Genomic DNA, 15,592 nt, shown 5'->3' with positions numbered 1-15,592 from the left:
GAACCAAAATTAAGTAAAAAACTTCACTTATGGATTCCGAAAAAATTGAAATTTTTGATACAACACTAAGAGATGGGGAGCAGGTTCCGGGATGTAAACTGAATACGGAACAAAAACTGATTATAGCTGAAAGACTTGATGAGCTAGGGATTGATATCATTGAAGCGGGATTCCCAATTTCCAGTCCGGGAGATTTTGAATCTGTTTCAGAAATTTCAAAACTTGTGAGAAAAGCTAAAGTATGCGGACTCACAAGAGCGAATAAAAAAGATATTGATACCGCAGCGGAAGCACTGAAGTATGCAAAGAGACCAAGAATACACACCGGAATCGGAACTTCCGATTCTCACATTAAATATAAATTCAACTCAACAAGAGAAGATATTATTGAAAGAGCTGTGGAGGCCGTAAGGTATGCCAAAACTTATGTGGAAGACGTAGAATTTTATGCTGAAGATGCAGGGAGAACAGACAATGAATACCTGGCGCAGGTTTGTGAGGCAGTTATCAAAGCAGGGGCTACTGTTCTGAATATTCCTGATACAACAGGATATTGCCTGCCGGAAGAATATGGACAGAAAATAAAGTATCTGAGGGAAAACGTAAAAGGAATTGAAAAAGCAGTGCTTTCATGTCATTGCCACAATGATCTTGGACTGGCTACTGCCAATTCTATTGCCGGAGCGATTAATGGAGCCCGTCAGATTGAATGCACCATCAATGGATTGGGAGAAAGAGCTGGTAATACGGCTTTAGAAGAAGTCGTCATGATCCTGAAACAGCACAAAGATCTGAATCTGCATACCAATGTGAATTCCAGAATGCTGAATGAAATGAGCACAATGGTTTCCGACCTGATGGGAATGTCTGTACAGCCCAACAAAGCTATTGTAGGAGCTAATGCCTTTGCTCACAGTTCAGGAATTCATCAGGATGGGGTGATTAAAAACAGAGAAACTTACGAAATTATCGATCCCGCGGAAGTAGGTGTGAATGCCTCTTCAATTATTCTTACTGCAAGAAGCGGCCGCTCAGCATTGGCTTATCGATTTAAACATATTGGATATGAGGTTACCAAAAACGAGCTTGATTATTTATATCAGGAATTTTTGAAAATCGCTGACCTTAAAAAAGAAATAGGCAACGATGATCTGAGCATGATGATGGATTCTTTCAGCAGAAAAATAGGATAGGTTTGATTTAAAATCAAGATAAAAGTAAAAATGAACAACAGTAAAAAGACACTTTTTGATAAAGTATGGGACGCTCATGTGGTAGAAACCATTCCTGACGGACCTCAGATTATTTATATAGACAAACATCTTATTCATGAGGTAACCAGTCCTCAGGCTTTTGCAGAACTGGAATCCAGAAATCTGGAAATATTCAGACCCGAGCAGATTGTAGCCACTGCGGATCACAATGTACCTACTTTACATCAGGAACAGCCCATTAAAGATGCTCTTTCAAGAAATCAGGTAGAACAGCTTACAGAAAACTGTAAGAAAAACAATATTGAGCTTTTCGGATTAGGACACCAATATCAGGGAATCGTTCATATCATCGCTCCTGAATTAGGAATTACCCAGCCGGGAATGAGTATTGTGTGTGGTGACAGCCATACATCTACGCATGGAGCATTTGGATCTATTGCCTTTGGAATTGGAACCAGTCAGGTGGCTCAGGTATTTGCCAGCCAATGCTTATTGCTTAACAAGCCAAAATCAATGAGAATTACAGTCAATGGTGAATTGAATGAAAATGTTCAGCCTAAAGATGTGATTCTTTATATTATTTCAAAAATAGGAACCGACGGAGGAACAGGATACTTCTGTGAATATGCAGGAAATGTATTTGAAGAAATGTCAATGGAAGGAAGGATGACAGTCTGCAACATGAGTATTGAAATGGGTGCCAGAGGTGGTATGATTGCTCCGGATGAAACCACTTTTGAATACGTACAGGGAAGAAAATTTGCTCCGGAAGGAGAAGATTGGAATGAAAAAGTAGCCTATTGGAAAACTCTGAAAACAGATGAAGGAGCAGCTTTTGATGAAGAACTCAGCTTTGATGCTTCAGATATCTACCCAATGATTACTTACGGTACCAACCCTGGAATGGGGATTTCAATCCGTGAAGTTATTCCGGCTCCGCAGAATGAATCGGAAGAGAAAGCGTTACAGTATATGGGATTGGAAGCAGGGCAGACCGTTAACAGTATCAATGTTAATTATGTTTTCATAGGAAGCTGTACCAATGCAAGAATAGAGGATTTCCGTTCTGCAGCTCAGTATATTAAAGGGAAAAATAAATCGGAAGCCGTACAAGCTCTGATTGTTCCCGGATCTCAACAGGTTGTTAAACAGATTTATGAGGAAGGATTGGATAAAATATTCAGTGATGCAGGATTCCAGATCCGTCAGCCAGGATGTTCAGCGTGCCTGGCCATGAATGATGATAAAATTCCGGAAGGAGCGTATTGTGTTTCCACTTCCAACAGAAACTTTGAAGGCAGACAGGGACAGGGTTCAAGGACGATTCTTGCCAGCCCGCTTACCGCAGCAAAAGCAGCAATAGAAGGTAAAATATCAGCTTTTGAAAGTTTAAACTAAACAGATTAAGAGTACATGCAAAAATTAGTTGTTTTAAAATCCCGTGCAGTTCCATTGCCGGCAGAAAATATAGATACAGACCAGATTATTCCGGCAAGATTCCTGAAAAGTATAGACAGAAAAGGGTTCGGAGAAAACCTGTTCAGAGATTGGAGATTCAATATCCAGACAGGAGAACCTAATCCTGATTTTGTTTTAAACAATCCTAAATTCAGTGGCCAGATTTTGGTGGCAGGAAATAATTTCGGTTGTGGAAGTAGCCGTGAACATGCAGCCTGGTCTTTAACAGATTATGGATTTAAAGTAATCATTTCCAGTTATTTTGCTGATATTTTCAAAGGAAATGCTCTGAATAACGGACTTCTTCCTGTAAAAGTTTCTGAAGAATTTTTAAAAGAAATTTTAGAAGGAATCAATGAGAACCCTGACAATGAGATCGCAATTGATGTAGAATTACAATCCGTAAGCTTTAAAGATACCACGGAGACTTTTGAGATTGATTCCTATAAAAAAATATGCCTGTTGAACGGTTATGACGATATTGATTTTTTAATCAGCAGGAAGCAGAAAATCACAAATTTTGAACTAAAGACACAAAAAACAAATGAGCAACAATTATTTTAAAATCGCAGTTCTTCCCGGAGATGGGATTGGCCCGGAAATCATAGCTGAAAGTATTAAAATATTAGATGTTATTGCCGAAGCTTTTCAATGTAAATTCCATTTTGACTATGGATTGATTGGGGCAGAAGCTATTTTCAAAACAGGGAATCCTTTGCCTGAAGAGACTTTGAAAATCTGTAAAGAATCTGATGCCGTACTTTTCGGAGCTATTGGTGATCCGGTTTTTGATAATAATCCTGAAGCAAAAGTAAGACCGGAACAAGGGCTGCTGAAACTTCGCAAAGAACTTGGGTTGTTTGCAAATATTCGTCCTTTGAAAACTTATCCTTCTTTAATTGATAAAAGTCCGCTCAAAAGAGAAATTATTGAAGGAGCTGATATCCAGATTTTCAGAGAACTGGTAAGCGGAATCTATTTCGGTGAAAAATTCACAGATCCCGATGGTGCGTATGCTTATGATGTCTGCAAATACAGTCGTGAAGATATTATTCCAATTGCGCATATGGCATTTCAGGAAGCTCAGAAAAGAAAGAAAAAGCTTACTCTTATTGATAAAGCGAATGTACTGGATACTTCAAGATTGTGGAGAAAGACGTGCCAAGAAATTGCACCGGAATATCCTGATGTACAGCTTGATTATATGTTTGTAGACAATGCGGCTATGCAGCTGATTCTTAATCCTAAGCATTTTGATGTTATCTTAACTGAAAATATGTTTGGTGATATTATTTCTGATGAAGCCAGTGTGATTGGAGGATCTATCGGATTATTACCATCTGCTTCAGTAGGAGAGAAGAATGCATTATTTGAGCCTATTCATGGGTCTTATCCACAGGCAAAAGGGAAAGGAATTGCCAATCCTGTTGCTTCTATTTTAAGTGTGGCCATGATGCTTGACCACCTTAATCTGCAGGCTGCAGCAGATAAATTAAGACAGTCTGTAGAACATGCTATTGAAAACAAATATGTTACGATTGATCTTAATACCAAACAGTATTACTCAACAAGTGAAGTGGGAAGCTTTATTGCCGACCATATCAGATATTCCGAGAAGTCATATTACAATTTTGAAAATATCAGGATCGGAAAATCAACCATTGTATAGAAACAAAAAGTTCAGTTAGATAGTTAGAAAGAAAAGTTCCGCCTCGTATGAGACGGAACTTTTCAATTATAAAGAAGCCTTATAGCTTTTTATTTCTTTGTATTATCCGTTTTTCCTGATTTGTTTTTTGACGATTTCTGAATATCTTCTTTATCAATATCAGGTGGATTGGTTTTTTTCGATGCTGCAGGAATATTCTGAAAATCCTGATTTTGCTGTTTGGTTTCTGCAGTATTAGCAGATTCTTTCTTGTTGGTTTTTTCTTTTTTATCCATGACTTTAAATTTTAAATTTCAAGAATATGGATAGTATCATTCAAAGGGTTTGCCAAACAGGAATTTTATTCTAAAGTCCCAGAATACCAATTTTCCCGGTTTTATCCTCAATCGTGTAATTTAAAGCCTTTGCCAGAACGAAAACATTATTCAGGTTTTCCATCAGCTGTTTGCGGCCCTCATTTCTCAACTGGTTCTGATCAATTGATTTTTCTGCCGTTTCTTTAGCTTTTGCTGTGACATTCTTAATATCTTTTTCCGAAATTCTGTTAATGAAAGAATCATCTAAAGATTGAATCTCAACACTCGGTGTAATTCTGATCTCAGCATCAGGAAGTTCTGTTATAATCAGTTTTTTGTTGATGGAATCTACTTCGATCTTCATTTTATTAAGATCATAAGAAACCTGTGCATTGGTCTTTGTATACGTAATAATGCTGTTGCTGGAAACTTCTTTCCCGAATACTTCATAACCCATTTTGGTTTTCTGCATACTGGACGTGTTCTGTTCCATCACCACCATCTTATTCATTTTGGAAATCTGATTGGTCAGGATATAATAATCCGACTGTTCAGTTTTAGTTCCCAAATTCAGACAAGACTTCAGACCAAAAAACAGAAGCACCATAGCACCGGCACCGGCTGCAAAGGATAAGATTGTTCTATAATTTCTCAAAATCTATTTAAAAATTTCTTTAATAACAGAGGAGTCGTTCTTTTTAAGGATTTCAACCAGATCTCTTTCAATGTAGCCTGTAGTAGGCATTTCTACAATTCTTCCAATCTCTTTTCCATATCTTTTCAGGATAATGGTAGGGACTTTCTGAAGATTATAAAGACTTTCATCTCCGGTAGGAGATTCTTTCTTACGGTTTACAGCAATAATATTTAATTTATTTTCCGGATAGTTTACGGCCTCCAATATTTTCATCAGTCTTGGAAAATCTCTGTGGCTGTCTTCACACCATGTTCCCATGAAAACAATCATGTCATAGGTACCGATTTTCCCTTTTTTTAATTCACTGACTGCTTTTTGGTCAAGGGCATATTCATCATGTTCCTTTACATACCAATCTGCATAAGGAGCTTTTAAAAACTGCTCTTTCAGTTGGTTTCCCAAAAGCATTTTGCCGTCTTTCTGAGTTTCAACCTCACGGTTTACTACTACTTTTTGAGCGCTAAGCTGTTGTGCAGCTAAAAATAAGCTTGAAAAGGCAACAATATTGGTAATAAATTTTTTCATATTATTTCTCGATAATTGATTTTAAATCAGCAGGAGAGTAGTATTTGTTTTTTAATACTTTATGATCTGCCTGTCTGTAAACGTTAAATTTTTCTCCGGACTTTTCATAAAAAGATTCTACTTCCTTCTCTTTGTAGAATTCAACTGTTTCCTTTGCCTGCTCTTCATTATCACACGCCTTCGACATATTGGAACGCTGAACTTCGTTGAATAGCTCTACAAATTTGCTGCCAAGTCCGAATTCCAGTACAGCACCACTCAAAACATATTGAAGATCACATAATGCATCTGCAATTTCTACAATATTATTATCTGCAATGGCCTGCTTCAGTTCGTTCAATTCTTCCTGTAAAAGTTCTACTCTGAGATTGCATCTTTCCGGAGAAGGAATTTGTGGTGTATCTAAAATAGGGGCTTTGAAAGTAGTATGGAATTCTGCTACTTGGTTCAGACTATCAATTTTATCCATGAATTTTTTTATTTCCCACAAAGATAGAAAAGGATTTGTAAAATGTGAAATGTCCAGAAGGAAATGTATGAATAAAGAGGCGGGGAGAATTATGATGTCAGATATCTGTACTTATTTATTTGATATTTGTAGAACCACAGATGACTCAGATTTTCACAGGTGTTTGTGTTTAAAATAGAATGATATATTCAATTGTGTTTTGAAAATTAAAGTATGAATAATAATCTGTGAAAATTTGTGGCCAAAATTTTATAAAAATCACAAAACCACAATTTAAAAATTGTGGTTTTGTTTTGAAGTGTTTTAATTCTATTCAATTATTTTAATTCTTCATATTTCCAGATGCCTGAGATGCTCAATATCATCAATCCCGGCTGTTTTTCACCATAGCTGAATACGCAGATATATTTTGAATGGCAGGAAGAACAATCTGTCCCAAAGTATAAAGTAGGAAGATCATTAACGGTCAGTTCTCCGAAATGAAGCATTCTTTGAGAAGTTCCGTTGACGATTCCGTGTTTTAATAACTCATCTTTGGATACAACTTTGTCTTCATTGTACACCTGGAAAATTGGAAATCCTGATTCGTAGGGTATTATTTCAACAGTATTTTCATGACCGCAATTACAGCAGGTAAAAGTGGTTATGGCTGCTGGAAGAGCCTCATCGTTCAGGAATGTGCTTTTTGTAACAGAAGCTTTTTTAGTAATGTTTATTTTTTTTGATATTGAATACATCTGAATAGGTTTATGGCTGAATAACTGTGCCTACTAAGTTAGGATATTTTCCGCTTGGACTTTTCTTGATGGTAACTTTTATGTAGCCTTCTTCTGCCAGTTTATTCCATGTTTTCTGATAGCCTGTGTTGATATCAATCGGAATTTTCCACATTGTTTGCTTTCCTTTACCCGCCTGGCTGAACCAAGGAATGATATCTGCTGTCTGGGTTTTAAACTGCATGGAATTGTTCAAAACATCAATCTCATAATAGAAATCGTACTTATCTTCAGGTTGGTTTAATGCTCTTTGGGTAAATGTATATGTGTATCCGTTGATGATAGGACTTGTAAAACTTCCTCCCAAAGTAGGAACACCCGTTCCGTTGTAACTGCCTACAGCTCCGCTGTATCTGTCAAATTTTTGCCCAACCTGTAAAGCAACATCATCAACGATATTGTAGCCTCCGTTGGCAGGCGGCCATCCGCCATTTAAATTATTGGCCTTAAAAAGCGATTCCAACTCGCTCCATTTTCCTCTTTTGTAAAGATCGTATGCCTGATTTCTGATGGATTGACTTACGCTGTTGTTCGTATCATAAGTTACTGCCAGTTCATCAGCGTTTTTGTAGAATACCGTGGTGACATCGGGATTGATGTTTATTACATCATCATTGTCTGAGCTACAGGCAACCGAGAACGAAGCAATAGTTAAAAAAAAGATGTACTTAAATAAATGTTTCATATAAAAAATTTTAAATTATTTTAAAAATAAGAGGTATTAGAAGGGGCTACCTTTTTGAAACATCATTCTTTACAAAAATCTTAAATGGATATACTGATATGAATAGTATTAATGTTTTTCTGGTCAATAAAAAATAATGATCAGAATTTAATTTAATAAAAGTTTTCTGGCATCAAATTGTTAAAAGATCAATTCTGCCAAAATAGGGTCGAAAGAAGCAACTGCATCAGACGTTCAAAAACGGCTCCGGAGCTCCCTTAAATACAAACTGGGTAAACGGTACAATAAAAGAATATTATTGTGCGATAAATTTAAATCAAAAAACTCAAATACCAGTTATTTTATTTTAAATAAAATGTTTTTATGAAATTAATTACAATAATAAATGTATTTGATGTGATATTTTACATTTTAAAAAAAAATAAAACTGCCCCGTAAAGGGCAGTTTTTTCACATCGTTTAATTTTAAAGAGATTAGTTTTTAATAAATCTCTTGGAAGATTCTCCAATTTGAATCATATAAGCACCTTTAATTAGATTGCTTACATTCACAGAGCCTCTTTGAAGTTTTCCTGAGTCAATTAGTTTTCCACCCATATCGAAGATTTTATATTCTTCTGAAGTTGTATTGGAAACATAAAGAATATCTCTAACAGGGTTTGGATAAAGCTTAATATCTGTAATCAGATCTTTTGTATTCTGAAGATCTCCTTTTCCTGAAGAAACGATATTAAGAGTGTAATCCTCAACCTGGCCATAAGTGAAAGCTTCACATGATGAAGTAGGGATTGAGCTATATTTCATCATTACTCTCATTCTTGTAGATCCAACAGTTGCTGTAGATGGAATTGTGATAGATCCGGTAACAGGAGTTGTTGTAGAACCAGCTTTTGTCCATGCCAGTTCTCCACTATCTGTAAAGTCTCCATCACCGTTGTAATCAATATAAACAGCATATGCTTCGCTGTATTTTGTAGATGTCCAAACCGGAGTAATAGAGATGGTATAAGCACTTCCTCTTGTTACATTGGTAGAAACTGAAGTGAAGTTTTCATAACCAGCTGTTCCTGTAGAAGTATTGTTAATAGATCCAAATGTTACATTTCCGATTCTTTCATCAGCTGTATTAGATGCTGAAGAAGAACAATATGAAACGGTTCCTCCTGCAAGAGTGGTAACACTTACTGTATTGCTGGAAACAGAAGTATTTCCTGCCGCATCTTTTGCTTTAACAGAGAAAGAATACGTTGTTGATGGAGTAAGTCCTGTTACAGTATAGGTAGTAGAGGCTGTAGAGCCTATTAATGAAGCACCCTGATATACATCATATCCGGTAACACCTACATTATCAGTAGCACCTGACCATGAAAGGTTAGTTGTAGTAGCAGTAGTTCCTGAAGCAGCAAGGGTAGGAGTTGTAGGAGCAACAGTGTCTGGAGTTCCGGAACCTGCATTTACAGAGATGTTGGCATTGTTTACATCAAAGAAAATGTGATTGGATCCTTTTACCATAATTCTTCCTGTAGTGGTTGTAGAATTAGGAATAGTTACTGCCTGTGAACCGTCATTCGGAGTTCCTGCCAATAAGGTAGTCCATGTATTTCCACTGTCTGTTGACCAAAGGATATCTACATTGGCTGCATTTACACCATTAGCTGTAGTTCCTGCCACGTTCCATGTAACCGTTTGAGAGCTTCCTCCGGCATACGTTGTGGCTGAATTCTGAGAAGTTATATTAAATGGTCCTGCAGTTCCGTTAACAGTGATTACAGCATCGTCAGAATTATTTCCTGAACCTCCTGCTTTGTTATCACGAACGGTAAATCTGAAGTTTAGTGTTCTGGCAACTGAAGAAAGTGCTTCTACTGTGATCTCAGATCCGGCTGTAGTAGTTGCGCCTGTTAATATAGAAGCCATTCTTGGGAAATATCTTGCAGGAGAGGTTGTTGGAACCCATGATCTGAAGTTCGGCCCTGAAGCTTTTGTTGCGCTGGCAGCTGAACTTGCTCCTGTCTGAGAAGAAGAAGCATTGTCCATTTGTTCCCAGATATAGGTTAAAGAATCTCCGTCAGCATCCGTTCCTGTACCTGTCAGGACAAATGGAGTTCCTTTTGGAATGGTATAATCTAAGCCTGCACTCGCTGTAGGAATTGAATTTCCTGTATTGGTATTGACAGAGCAGGTTTTAGCTTTGATATTATTTGTGATCTGCTGAATGCTTATTGCGTGGAAGAATGCATCAGAATGGGGTTGGATATCCTGACTGGTAATTCCTGCATATCCCATAATTGTTGATCCTGAACCCGGTTCCATATTGGCACCTGTTCCTTCGTTGTTCATAGAGAAGGTGTGGTTTCCACCAAATTGGTGTCCCATTTCGTGAGCCACGTAGTCGATATCGAAGTTGTCTCCTGATGGAATAGCATCTGCCGGAGAAGTGTATCCGCTTCCTTTTGAACCGTTTGTACAGATACAGCCGATACAACCCGCATTTCCACCACCTCCTGAAGCACCGAATAAGTGTCCGATATCATAGTTGGCCTCACCAATTACAGACGTTAAAGTGCTTTGTAACTGGGAATTCCAGCTGCTCATTCCTGAAGCTGCGGAATAAGGGTCAGTAGAAGCATTGGTGTAGATTACAGCATCGTTATTGGCGATCAGAACCATTCTTGCTGCGAAATCTTTTTCAAAAACACCGTTTACACGGGTCATTGTGGTGTTCATTGCAGCTAAAGCCTGGGCTTTTGTACCTCCGAAATAAGTAGTGTATTCTCCGGTACAGGATAAAGCCAGTCTGAATGTTCTTAGTTTGGCATCATCAGCGTTAGGTCTTGCCGCAAGAGCAGAGTTGGAAACTCCTTTCTGTGCAGCATCTACTACTGTACATTCAAACTTGTTAAGATCATCTTTTTTGTCAGATTTTCTGTACACTACATAAGTGGAAAGATCTTTGGTGTAGGGTTCAATGAAGACGGCAGATTTATCACCGTAAATTTCCATTGATGACAGTCCAAGCGGAGAAACGCTGAAATAGACTGTTGAATTAGGATCATCCAGACCTTGTCCTACGTAGGATTTGATATCCGGATATTTTGCTGCCAGTTCAGGGGCAAAATTGGAATTCTCCCTCACTTTAAAATTTTCCATTCTGCCTTCAGAATTTGGAAAAGAGATGATGAGTTCTGATTTTTCGCCTACAGCCAGTCTTTTGGGAGCTCTTGCCAAAACATTTTTCAATCCGTTGATATCCAGGCTGTAAACCTTAGGATTGCTGATGCCGGTTTTGTTTTCAAAAACCTCTGATGAAGTTTTTCTGGAACCTTCAGACCAAAGACGGTCAGTCTGTGCGAAAGAAATACCCGAGATAAGGAGCATTCCAATCAGCGTTAATTGTTTTTTCATATTAAATACTAAATTTGATTGTGGAATATCAAAGCTAATGAAAAATATATTATGAAAAACAAAATTTTTTAAGGGAAATTTAGAATGTTGCTTTAAAATATTATGCAGCACATTAAATATAATTGAAAAAGCTTATTAATAAAAGAAAAGTGAAAGTGACAAAATGAATTTTAATTTTAAAAAAAATAAAATAAGTGTATTTTTTTATTAATTTATTAAAATGAGACAATAAAATTTATTAATTATTGAATTATGTATGGATAATATTAGTAAATTGAATTTTAACAAATGTTGCCACACACCCTACATTCTGTTTACAAAAAAAGCTGTTTCAAAATGAAACAGCTTACTATAATTTATATAATCCTTAATTAGAATTTATCATCAGCAGTAGGACCGTAAAGCCCAGGGACTTTGTTCCCGGTTGATCTTAAATAAACAACCAGCTCACCTCTGTGATGGTACAAATGATTATAAAGAAAACCTCTTACTACCTGGATTCTTGGAGATGGCGGGAAAAGTACATTTCCGTTCATTTCCATTTTCCACTCATTAAAATAAGTGTTTTCATCCGAGTTTTCAAGAACTTTCTGGGCATTGGCAACATTTTCTTCAAATTTTGCCAGGATATTTTCCGCTTTGGAAATATCTCCTTTGTCATACTTGTACGCACCCATATCAAAAGTATCCTGATTGAAAGTGGATTCGTACCAATTGTATACTTCAGCAATGTGAGAGGCCAGCTGACCGGTTGTCCAGTTTTTTTCAGACGGTTTCCAGTCTAGTGCGCTGTCAGGGATTGCCTGTAAAATTTTTCTGGTGTTTTCAGCTTCGTGCAGAAATTCACCTAAAAGTGCCTGTTTAATCATTTGTATCGGGATTTAAAGATTTATTTTGTAATATCTCTTCCAATTACCAGTCTTTGGATTTCAGAAGTACCTTCACCTATGGTACAAAGTTTAGAGTCTCTATAGAACTTTTCGGCAGGGAAGTCTTTTGTATAACCGTATCCTCCGAAAATCTGAACTGCATTATTAGAAATTCTTACACAAGCTTCAGAAGCATACAGCTTAGCCATAGCTCCTTCTTTTGTCATTTTCTGTTTTGCGTTTTTCAGGGTAGAAGCTCTTTGGATAAGAAGCTCAGCCGCATCAATTTCTGTAGCCATATCTGCTAACATAAAATTGATAGCCTGGAAATCTGCAATAGGCTTTCCGAACTGATGTCTTTCTTTTGCATATTTCAAAGCAGCTTTGTAAGCTCCTCTCGCAGTACCTAAGCTTAGTGCAGCGATAGAAATTCTACCTCCATCCAATACTTTCATAGCCTGCTTGAAACCTTCACCTACTTCTCCTAAACGGTGGGAATCCGGTACGCGAACATTGTCAAAAATTAATTCTGCTGTTTCGGAAGCACGCATTCCTAATTTATTTTCTTTTTTCCCGGAAGTGAATCCAGGCATTCCTTTTTCTAAAACAAAAGCTGTAGAGTTATTCTTAGCACCTATTTCTCCAGTTCTTGTCATTACTACAGCAATGTCTCCTGAAATAGCGTGAGTGATAAAGTTTTTAGCTCCGTTGATAACCCATTCGTCACCATCTTTTACAGCGGTAGTAGACATACCTCCTGAATCTGAACCTGTATTGTGTTCTGTAAGTCCCCAAGCTCCGATTACTTTTCCGGAAGCTAACTGAGGAAGCCATTTGTGTCTTTGTTCTTCATTTCCAAATTCATAGATATGATTGGTACAAAGTGAGTTGTGTGCTGCTACAGAAAGACCGATAGATGGGTCAACCTGAGAAATTTCATCCAGAATAGTAACATACTCATGATAACCTAAACCAGAACCTCCATATTGCTCAGGAACAACAATTCCCATAAAACCCATCTCACCTAACTGGTGGAATAAGTCTTTTGGAAAAGTCTGGCTTTCATCCCACTCCATAATGTTCGGTCTGATGTTCTTTTCTGCAAATTCTCTAGCCGTCTCCGCTATCATTTTGATGCTGTCAATAGTCTCTGTATTCATATAATAATAGTTAGTGCCCAAAGATAACCAAATTGATGGAATGCTAAAATAAATTATTTCATTCATAATATTTAAGCAGTAATGCGTTTAATTTTCAATTTTTTATATCTTCAGAATTAATGTTTTCTTAATAAAATATTCACTCTTTTACGTTTTTTATTTCACTATTTTGGTTCCCAATTTTTAAGGCATGAAAAAATTTTTACTTCCTATCATTTTAGCTTCTTCTTTTATTTTTGCGCAGGCACCTGCCGGATATTATGATGGAACAGTTGGATTGACGGGATATGCTCTGAAGTCGAAACTTCACGATATTATTTCGGATAAAATGATTAACTGGCATTATGATGATCTGAAGGTGCTCTATAATCAGACCGATCTTGATAAATATTATGATCATGATGCTTCCAATACTCAATATCTGCTGGATATCTATTCGGAAAAGCCTTTAGGGCCGGATGCTTATGAATATAAGGCAGATCAGTTGATCGCGGGTGCAGGAGGAGAAGGTTTGGGCTATAACAGAGAGCATATGATGCCGCAAAGTACATTCAGTACAAGCTCTTCTATAAGTGATTATCCTATGTATTCGGATCTGAACTTCATTATTCCTGTTGATGCCTATATCAACCAGCGAAGGAATAATTATCCTTATGGAATAGGAAACAATACAAATCATTATATTTTTACCAATACTTCGAGGATATCCAATGCTGCAATTCCAAATTATCCCTATACCGGAAGAGTTTACGAACCTATTAATGAATTTAAAGGCGATATTGCAAGGACGTTATTGTATTTTGCAGTGAGATATGAGGGGAAACTTGGGTCATTTAATACAGCTTATACTACATCAGCCAATATAACACCGGCTACAGATCAGTGCCCGCTTGACGGAACTGAAGAAAGAGCCGTTGATCTTCCATATGTTGCCATGCTGAAACAATGGAGTGCTTCAGATCCTGTGTCGCAAAGAGAAATTGACAGAAATAATACTATTTATACGATACAAAAAAACAGAAATCCATTTATTGATCATCCTGAATGGATTGATCTGATCTGGTCTGAAACTCCTGATAATGTTGCGCCGGCAGCTCCCGGATCATTGGTTTCAACACAGCAGAACGCTTATTTTATTAATCTGAACTGGGCGGCTTCTCCTGATACCGATGTTTTAGGATACAGAGTTTATATGAATGGTTCCGCAACACCTGTAGCTGTTACAAAGGGAACTTCTATAAGCATAGACCACCTGAATCCGTCAACAACTTATACTTTTACTGTGAGAGCTTTTGATAAAGCCTATCTGGAATCTCCGTTCAGTAATACGGTTACAGCTTCAACAATTGCTTCAGATTCGTTTGCTCCGGATCTTATGATTACAAAATACATATCAGGAACCAATACAGATTTCGTTAAAAATAATGCTCTTGAAATTGTCAATAAAACGGGACATGAGGTAAATTTAAATAATTACAGAATTAATATTCAGTTTAAAAACAATTCTTCAGGAGCTATTTACAGTGGAGATACCTATGAATTGGAAGGTAAAGTTGGTAATAATGAAACTTTTGTTATTTTGAATCCAAAAGCTACTTTGTCATGCTATACCAATGATCAGGCAAGATTTGTAACGGCTTCTGATCCTATGCTGTTTGCAGGACAAAATTACGTGGAACTTGCTTACAATAAAACGGTTACTATAGATGCGATCGGCATAAAATATACTACCAATAATAACGGGAATATCTCTTTATATAGAAAAAACACCATCAATAAACCTGCAGATACATTCAATATCAGTGAATGGGATTCTTATCCGGCTAATTACTGTCAGAATTTGGGTGGCACACTATCTACTGCAGAGCTGATTACTGCCAATAATGAATTTACAATATATCCAAACCCGGTTTATGACAATCTTTATGTAAACGGAGAAACGGAAAAGGTAAAAACAGCCCAGATCATAGATCTTTCAGGAAAGGTGATCTACACAGAAAAAGATCCGTTCAGAAATAAGAAAAGTATTTCGGTGCAGGGGATTCCTACAGGATTGTATTTCTTAAAGCTTGATGAGAAAGCGCATCAGTTTATTAAAAAGTAAATAAAATCAGATTTAAATACTGTCAGCCAAACCTAACAGGTTTTAAAAACCTGTTAGGTTTATTTTTTCGCTTTACTCAAGTGAAAAATGTAGAGTTATAAAGTAAACGTAATAAGAAATTTTTATCAGTTTTTTACATTTTCATAATTTTACATTTTTTGTTAAAGGCTTAAAAACCTTATGGTTACTATATAATCGATATAAGCAGATTCACTAATAATCAATATCTATAAGTGTTTCTGCTTATATTTTTTATTTATAAGTA

General features: G+C 36.8%; 14 protein-coding genes. 5 read left to right on the top strand and 9 right to left on the bottom strand.

Annotation, left to right across the window (positions count from 1 at the left end; translation table 11 throughout):
* Nucleotides 1-29 precede the first annotated feature (29 nt).
* Genes SFA27_RS11695 through leuB form a run of 4 tightly spaced genes read left to right on the top strand, consistent with a single transcriptional unit; the run spans nucleotide 30 to nucleotide 4,341 of the window.
* Nucleotides 30-1,193 (top strand): 2-isopropylmalate synthase, encoded by a 1,164-nt coding sequence (locus tag SFA27_RS11695; RefSeq protein WP_407292119.1) that lies wholly within the window; start codon nucleotides 30-32, stop codon nucleotides 1,191-1,193.
* Nucleotides 1,194-1,223: 30 nt separating this feature from the next.
* Complete coding sequence (gene leuC, locus SFA27_RS11690) at nucleotides 1,224-2,612, top strand: 3-isopropylmalate dehydratase large subunit (protein ID WP_407298153.1); 1,389 nt, start codon at nucleotides 1,224-1,226, stop codon at nucleotides 2,610-2,612.
* Nucleotides 2,613-2,627: 15 nt separating this feature from the next.
* Nucleotides 2,628-3,236, top strand: coding sequence for a 3-isopropylmalate dehydratase small subunit (leuD, locus tag SFA27_RS11685; protein WP_407298152.1), 609 nt, complete (start codon nucleotides 2,628-2,630; stop codon nucleotides 3,234-3,236).
* Entirely contained in the window at nucleotides 3,217-4,341 is a 1,125-nt protein-coding gene (leuB, locus tag SFA27_RS11680; protein WP_407298151.1) for a 3-isopropylmalate dehydrogenase, read from the top strand. The genes leuD and leuB overlap by 20 nt, the downstream gene beginning before the upstream one ends.
* Nucleotides 4,342-4,430: 89 nt before the next feature.
* Here the strand turns inward: leuB and SFA27_RS11675 are convergent, their stop codons facing one another.
* The 9 genes from SFA27_RS11675 to SFA27_RS11635 all read right to left on the bottom strand — a co-directional run bounded on the left by SFA27_RS11675 (nucleotide 4,431) and on the right by SFA27_RS11635 (nucleotide 13,223).
* Entirely contained in the window at nucleotides 4,431-4,616 is a 186-nt protein-coding gene (locus tag SFA27_RS11675; protein ID WP_047374953.1) for a hypothetical protein, read from the bottom strand.
* A gap of 70 nt (nucleotides 4,617-4,686) precedes the next feature.
* Nucleotides 4,687-5,292, bottom strand: a complete 606-nt coding sequence (locus tag SFA27_RS11670; protein ID WP_047374951.1) for a DUF4230 domain-containing protein — start codon at nucleotides 5,290-5,292, stop codon at nucleotides 4,687-4,689.
* A 3-nt stretch (nucleotides 5,293-5,295) separates the two neighbouring features.
* Nucleotides 5,296-5,859 carry a thioredoxin family protein gene (locus SFA27_RS11665; RefSeq protein WP_047374949.1) on the bottom strand — a complete coding sequence of 188 codons (564 nt, stop codon included), beginning with the start codon at nucleotides 5,857-5,859 and terminating at the stop codon, nucleotides 5,296-5,298.
* Nucleotide 5,860: 1 nt separating this feature from the next.
* Nucleotides 5,861-6,328, bottom strand: a complete 468-nt coding sequence (locus tag SFA27_RS11660; RefSeq protein ID WP_047374946.1) for a nucleoside triphosphate pyrophosphohydrolase family protein — start codon at nucleotides 6,326-6,328, stop codon at nucleotides 5,861-5,863.
* A 317-nt stretch (nucleotides 6,329-6,645) separates the two neighbouring features.
* Nucleotides 6,646-7,065 (bottom strand): hypothetical protein, encoded by a 420-nt coding sequence (locus SFA27_RS11655; RefSeq protein WP_047374944.1) that lies wholly within the window; start codon nucleotides 7,063-7,065, stop codon nucleotides 6,646-6,648.
* A 10-nt stretch (nucleotides 7,066-7,075) separates the two neighbouring features.
* Nucleotides 7,076-7,789: a hypothetical protein gene (locus tag SFA27_RS11650; RefSeq protein WP_407298150.1), complete on the bottom strand. Its 714-nt coding sequence runs from the start codon at nucleotides 7,787-7,789 to the stop codon at nucleotides 7,076-7,078.
* 474 nt (nucleotides 7,790-8,263) lie between these two features.
* Entirely contained in the window at nucleotides 8,264-11,194 is a 2,931-nt protein-coding gene (locus SFA27_RS11645; RefSeq protein ID WP_407298149.1) for a reprolysin-like metallopeptidase, read from the bottom strand.
* Between the two features lie 371 nt (nucleotides 11,195-11,565).
* On the bottom strand, nucleotides 11,566-12,063 hold the full coding sequence (locus SFA27_RS11640; RefSeq protein WP_077417525.1) for a DinB family protein: 498 nt from the start codon (nucleotides 12,061-12,063) through the stop codon (nucleotides 11,566-11,568).
* Between the two features lie 20 nt (nucleotides 12,064-12,083).
* On the bottom strand, nucleotides 12,084-13,223 hold the full coding sequence (locus SFA27_RS11635) for an acyl-CoA dehydrogenase family protein (protein ID WP_047374936.1): 1,140 nt from the start codon (nucleotides 13,221-13,223) through the stop codon (nucleotides 12,084-12,086).
* Between the two features lie 190 nt (nucleotides 13,224-13,413).
* On the opposite strand from SFA27_RS11635, the gene SFA27_RS11630 reads away from it, so the two are divergent.
* Nucleotides 13,414-15,327 carry an endonuclease gene (locus SFA27_RS11630; RefSeq protein ID WP_407298148.1) on the top strand — a complete coding sequence of 638 codons (1,914 nt, stop codon included), beginning with the start codon at nucleotides 13,414-13,416 and terminating at the stop codon, nucleotides 15,325-15,327.
* Nucleotides 15,328-15,592: the final 265 nt, after the last annotated feature.

The sequence above is a fragment of the Chryseobacterium sp. HR92 genome (assembly GCF_045689405.1).
Taxonomy (GTDB): Bacteria; Bacteroidota; Bacteroidia; order Flavobacteriales; family Weeksellaceae; genus Chryseobacterium; species Chryseobacterium viscerum_A.
Note: the sequence above shows the minus strand (reverse complement) of the source record. Positions and strands in the feature narration are given on the sequence as shown.

What these genes read in the sequence shown, in the direction of transcription:
- SFA27_RS11665 (WP_047374949.1), bottom strand. Translation starts at nt 5,859, where the DNA reads ATGAAAAAATTTATTACCAATATTGTTGCCTTTTCAAGCTTATTTTTA.
- SFA27_RS11655 (WP_047374944.1), bottom strand. Translation starts at nt 7,065, where the DNA reads ATGTATTCAATATCAAAAAAAATAAACATTACTAAAAAAGCTTCTGTT.
- SFA27_RS11650 (WP_407298150.1), bottom strand. Translation starts at nt 7,789, where the DNA reads ATGAAACATTTATTTAAGTACATCTTTTTTTTAACTATTGCTTCGTTC.
- SFA27_RS11660 (WP_047374946.1), bottom strand. Translation starts at nt 6,328, where the DNA reads ATGGATAAAATTGATAGTCTGAACCAAGTAGCAGAATTCCATACTACT.
- leuC (WP_407298153.1), top strand. Translation starts at nt 1,224, where the DNA reads ATGAACAACAGTAAAAAGACACTTTTTGATAAAGTATGGGACGCTCAT.
- SFA27_RS11630 (WP_407298148.1), top strand. Translation starts at nt 13,414, where the DNA reads ATGAAAAAATTTTTACTTCCTATCATTTTAGCTTCTTCTTTTATTTTT.
- SFA27_RS11695 (WP_407292119.1), top strand. Translation starts at nt 30, where the DNA reads ATGGATTCCGAAAAAATTGAAATTTTTGATACAACACTAAGAGATGGG.
- leuB (WP_407298151.1), top strand. Translation starts at nt 3,217, where the DNA reads ATGAGCAACAATTATTTTAAAATCGCAGTTCTTCCCGGAGATGGGATT.
- SFA27_RS11635 (WP_047374936.1), bottom strand. Translation starts at nt 13,223, where the DNA reads ATGAATACAGAGACTATTGACAGCATCAAAATGATAGCGGAGACGGCT.
- SFA27_RS11645 (WP_407298149.1), bottom strand. Translation starts at nt 11,194, where the DNA reads ATGAAAAAACAATTAACGCTGATTGGAATGCTCCTTATCTCGGGTATT.
- SFA27_RS11640 (WP_077417525.1), bottom strand. Translation starts at nt 12,063, where the DNA reads ATGATTAAACAGGCACTTTTAGGTGAATTTCTGCACGAAGCTGAAAAC.
- SFA27_RS11675 (WP_047374953.1), bottom strand. Translation starts at nt 4,616, where the DNA reads ATGGATAAAAAAGAAAAAACCAACAAGAAAGAATCTGCTAATACTGCA.
- leuD (WP_407298152.1), top strand. Translation starts at nt 2,628, where the DNA reads ATGCAAAAATTAGTTGTTTTAAAATCCCGTGCAGTTCCATTGCCGGCA.